The organism is Amycolatopsis sp. NPDC043887 (assembly GCF_056435665.1).
Window position 1 is genome coordinate 1 of sequence record NZ_JBWKEB010000040.1, and the last position, 5,242, is coordinate 5,242.

Here is a 5,242-nt window from a genome sequence, read left to right on the forward strand (position 1 = left end):
TGAACCTCGTTTTGGGGTTCCTTTGAGAGCATTAGATTGCCTCGATCAAATTTGACATTGTTGGAGAGTTTGATCCTGGCTCAGGACGAACGCTGGCGGCGTGCTTAACACATGCAAGTCGAACGATGAAGCCTTTCGGGGTGGATTAGTGGCGAACGGGTGAGTAACACGTGGGCAATCTGCCCTGTACTTTGGGATAAGCCTGGGAAACTGGGTCTAATACCGGATATGACTTCTCATCGCATGGTGGGGGGTGGAAAGCTCCGGCGGTACAGGATGAGCCCGCGGCCTATCAGCTTGTTGGTGGGGTAATGGCCTACCAAGGCGACGACGGGTAGCCGGCCTGAGAGGGTGACCGGCCACACTGGGACTGAGACACGGCCCAGACTCCTACGGGAGGCAGCAGTGGGGAATATTGCACAATGGGCGCAAGCCTGATGCAGCGACGCCGCGTGAGGGATGACGGCCTTCGGGTTGTAAACCTCTTTCGCCAGGGACGAAGCGCAAGTGACGGTACCTGGATAAGAAGCACCGGCTAACTACGTGCCAGCAGCCGCGGTAATACGTAGGGTGCGAGCGTTGTCCGGAATTATTGGGCGTAAAGAGCTCGTAGGCGGTTTGTCGCGTCGTTCGTGAAAACTCCACGCTTAACGTGGAGCGTGCGGGCGATACGGGCAGACTTGAGTTCGGTAGGGGAGACTGGAATTCCTGGTGTAGCGGTGAAATGCGCAGATATCAGGAGGAACACCGGTGGCGAAGGCGGGTCTCTGGGCCGATACTGACGCTGAGGAGCGAAAGCGTGGGGAGCGAACAGGATTAGATACCCTGGTAGTCCACGCTGTAAACGTTGGGCGCTAGGTGTGGGCGACATCCACGTTGTCCGTGCCGTAGCTAACGCATTAAGCGCCCCGCCTGGGGAGTACGGCCGCAAGGCTAAAACTCAAAGGAATTGACGGGGGCCCGCACAAGCGGCGGAGCATGTGGATTAATTCGATGCAACGCGAAGAACCTTACCTGGGCTTGACATGCGCCAGACATCCCTAGAGATAGGGCTTCCCTTGTGGTTGGTGTACAGGTGGTGCATGGCTGTCGTCAGCTCGTGTCGTGAGATGTTGGGTTAAGTCCCGCAACGAGCGCAACCCTTATCCTACGTTGCCAGCGCGTTATGGCGGGGACTCGTGGGAGACTGCCGGGGTCAACTCGGAGGAAGGTGGGGATGACGTCAAGTCATCATGCCCCTTATGTCCAGGGCTTCACACATGCTACAATGGCTGGTACAGAGGGCTGCGATACCGCGAGGTGGAGCGAATCCCTTAAAGCCGGTCTCAGTTCGGATCGCAGTCTGCAACTCGACTGCGTGAAGTCGGAGTCGCTAGTAATCGCAGATCAGCAACGCTGCGGTGAATACGTTCCCGGGCCTTGTACACACCGCCCGTCACGTCATGAAAGTCGGTAACACCCGAAGCCCATGGCCCAACCCGTAAGGGGGGGAGTGGTCGAAGGTGGGACTGGCGATTGGGACGAAGTCGTAACAAGGTAGCCGTACCGGAAGGTGCGGCTGGATCACCTCCTTTCTAAGGAGCAACACATCCACCCCGCCGGGATACCCGGATCAACGGTGGTGGAGTGGCCGGCACTCAACACCCGAACGTGGTGTTGTGCTGGTTGCTCAAGGAATTGTGGAACTACTGGTTTATGCGATCGCCGGCTGTTGCCGGGGCGTCTGAGTACTGCTTCCTCCGGGGAGCGTGGAAAGGGTGATCCCGGGATGATCGGGGATGGTGTTCGCTGGCATGCTGTTGGGTCCTGAGGCAACACGCCAAGGGGCTAGTACCCTCTGGGACGTTTGTTTCTGGTGTGGTGTTTGAGAACTGTAGAGTGGATGCGAGCATCTTTGTGGTCAAGTTGTTAAGGGCACATGGTGGATGTCTTGGCTTCAGGAGCCGATGAAGGACGTGGGAGGCTGCGATATGCCTCGGGGAGCTGTCAACCGAGCTGTGATCCGAGGATTTCCGAATGGGGAAACCCAGCACCAGTTATGTGGTGTTACCCGCATCTGAATATATAGGGTGTGTGGAGGGAACGCGGGGAAGTGAAACATCTCAGTACCCGTAGGAAGAGAAAACAACCGTGATTCCGTGAGTAGTGGCGAGCGAAAGCGGAAGAGGCTAAACCATGCACATGTCAAGCTGTCAGGCGTTGTGTGTGTGGTGTTGTGGGACCCAGCGTCGAGGATCTGACAGTTCTCGGAGCGGTTACGCGTGTTAGTGGAACGTCTTGGGATGGGCGACCGGAGTGGGTGAGAGTCCCGTACGCGAAAACACGTTGTGGATCGTTTGTTTGGTGTTCCCGAGTAGCAGCGAGCTCGTGGAATTTGCTGTGAATCTGCCGGGACCACCCGGTAAGCCTAAATACTTCCTGAAGACCGATAGCGGACTAGTACCGTGAGGGAAAGATGAAAAGTACCCCGGGAGGGGAGTGAAAGAGTACCTGAAACCGTGTGCCTACAAGCCGTCAGAGCCCGAGCACATCCTTGTGATGTTGAGGTGATGGCGTGCCTTTTGAAGAATGAGCCTGCGAGTTAGTGCTGCGTGGCGAGGTTAACCCGTGTGGGGTAGCCGTAGCGAAAGCGAGTCTGAATAGGGCGTCTGAGTCGCGTGGTCTAGACCCGAAGCGGAGTGATCTACCCATGGCCAGGCTGAAGCGTCGGTAAGACGACGTGGAGGGCCGAACCCACTTAGGTTGAAAACTGAGGGGATGAGCTGTGGGTAGGGGTGAAAGGCCAATCAAACTCCGTGATAGCTGGTTCTCCCCGAAATGCATTTAGGTGCAGCGTCACATGTTTCTCCACGGGGGTAGAGCTACTGGATGGTCTAGGGGCCTTACCGGGTTACCGAAATCAACCAAACTCCGAATACCGTGGTGTGAGAGTGTGGCAGTGAGACGGCGGGGGATAAGCTTCGTCGTCGAGAGGGAAACAGCCCAGAACACCAGCTAAGGCCCCTAAGTGTGTGCTCAGTGGGAAAGGATGTGGGATTGCCCAGACAACCAGGAGGTTGGCTTAGAAGCAGCCACCCTTGAAAGAGTGCGTAATAGCTCACTGGTCAAGTGGTCCTGCGCCGACAATGTAGCGGGGCTTAAGCACACCGCCGAAGCTGTGTCATTCACACATATACATCCGTCACCTCCTTGAGAGTGTGATGCAGTGGTGTGGATGGGTAGGGGAGCGTCCTGCATCCAGGGAAGCGGCGGCGGAAGCCAGTCGTGGAGGGTGTGGGAGTGAGAATGCAGGCATGAGTAGCGAATGCAGAGTGAGAAACTCTGCCGCCGGATGACCAAGGGTTCCTGGGCCAGGCTAATCCGCCCAGGGTAAGTCGGGACCTAAGGCGAGGCCGACAGGCGTAGTCGATGGATAACGGGTTGATATTCCCGTACCCGAGCACGTGCGCCCAGGATGAGGCGGTTGATACTAACCACCCGAAGCGCCATCCAAGACCCTTCGGGGTGGAGGGTGGTTGTGGAGCGTGGGATCTGATTCCGTAGTAGTCGAGTGATGGGGTGACGCAGGAAGGTAGCTCCGCCAGTGAGTGGTAGTACTGGTGTAAGCGTGTAGGCCGGAGTGTAGGTAAATCCGCACTCCATATAGGTTGAGACGTGATGCGTAGCCGATTGAGGCGAAGTAGAGTGATCCTATGCTGCCGAGAAAAGCCTCTAGCGAGTGCGTGCACGGCCCGTACCCCAAACCAACACAGGTGGTCAGGTAGAGAATACTAAGGCGATCGGGTGAACTGTGGTTAAGGAACTCGGCAAAATGCCCCCGTAACTTCGGGAGAAGGGGGGCCAAGGTGCCTGAAGCCTCTTGCAGGCTAGGGCGCAGTGGCCGCAGAGACCAGCGGAAAGCGACTGTTTACTAAAAACACAGGTCCATGCGAAGTCGCAAGACGATGTATATGGACTGACGCCTGCCCGGTGCTGGAACGTTAAGAGGACCGGTTAACCCTTTCGGGGGTGAAGCTGAGAATTTAAGCGCCAGTAAACGGCGGTGGTAACTATAACCATCCTAAGGTAGCGAAATTCCTTGTCGGGTAAGTTCCGACCTGCACGAATGGCGTAACGACTTTCCGGCTGTCTCAACCACAGGCCCGGCGAAATTGCACTACGAGTAAAGATGCTCGTTACGCGCGGCAGGACGGAAAGACCCCGGGACCTTTACTATAGTTTGGTATTGGTTTTCGGTTCGGCTTGTGTAGGATAGGTGGGAGACTGTGAAGCCGGCACGCTAGTGTTGGTGGAGTCGTTGTTGAAATACCACTCTGGTCGGATTGGGAATCTGAACCTCGGACCATGATCTGGTTCAGGGACAGTGCCTGATGGGTAGTTTAACTGGGGCGGTTGCCTCCTAAAGAGTAACGGAGGCGCCCAAAGGTTCCCTCAGCCTGGTTGGCAATCAGGTGTTGAGTGCAAGTGCACAAGGGAGCTTGACTGTGAGACAGACATGTCGAGCAGGGACGAAAGTCGGGACTAGTGATCCGGCACCACCTGGTGGAAGGGGTGTCGCTCAACGGATAAAAGGTACCCCGGGGATAACAGGCTGATCTTGCCCAAGAGTCCATATCGACGGCATGGTTTGGCACCTCGATGTCGGCTCGTCGCATCCTGGGGCCGGAGTAGGTCCCAAGGGTTGGGCTGTTCGCCCATTAAAGCGGCACGCGAGCTGGGTTTAGAACGTCGTGAGACAGTTCGGTCCCTATCCGCCGCGCGCGTAGGATACTTGAGGAAGGCTGTCCCTAGTACGAGAGGACCGGGACGGACGAACCTCTGGTATGCCAGTTGTCACGCCAGTGGCATGGCTGGTTGGCCACGTTCGGAAGGGATAACCGCTGAAGGCATCTAAGCGGGAAGCCTGTTCCAAGATGAGGTATCCCACCCCATGTGGGTTAAGGCCCCCAACAGACCATTGGGTTGATAGGCCAGAAATGGAAGCACAGTAATGTGTTGTCGAGTTGACTGGTACTAATAGGCCGAGGACTTGCCCACGAAGATGTTACGCATCCACTCTACAGCTCTGAAACACCACACAACCACCAGCAGTATCGGTGGGTAGTGGTTGTTTCATAGTGTTTCGGTGGTTATAGCGTCAGGGAAACGCCCGGTCCCATTCCGAACCCGGAAGCTAAGCCTGACAGCGCCGATGGTACTGCAACCGAAGGGTTGTGGGAGAGTAGGACACCGCCGGACTAAC

Annotated in this window: 3 rRNA genes; all 3 read left to right on the forward strand. The window is 56.5% G+C overall.

The window, feature by feature from the left end:
- Window positions 1-57: 57 nt before the first annotated feature.
- The 3 genes from AC069H_RS42690 to rrf all read left to right on the forward strand — a co-directional run bounded on the left by AC069H_RS42690 (window position 58) and on the right by rrf (window position 5,238).
- Window positions 58-1,574: ribosomal RNA gene (locus AC069H_RS42690) — 16S ribosomal RNA — on the forward strand.
- A gap of 324 nt (window positions 1,575-1,898) precedes the next feature.
- Window positions 1,899-5,037, forward strand: a 23S ribosomal RNA gene (locus AC069H_RS42695).
- Between the two features lie 84 nt (window positions 5,038-5,121).
- Window positions 5,122-5,238 (forward strand): 5S ribosomal RNA (gene rrf, locus AC069H_RS42700).
- The 16S, 23S and 5S rRNA genes sit together here, the layout of an rRNA operon.
- Window positions 5,239-5,242: the final 4 nt, after the last annotated feature.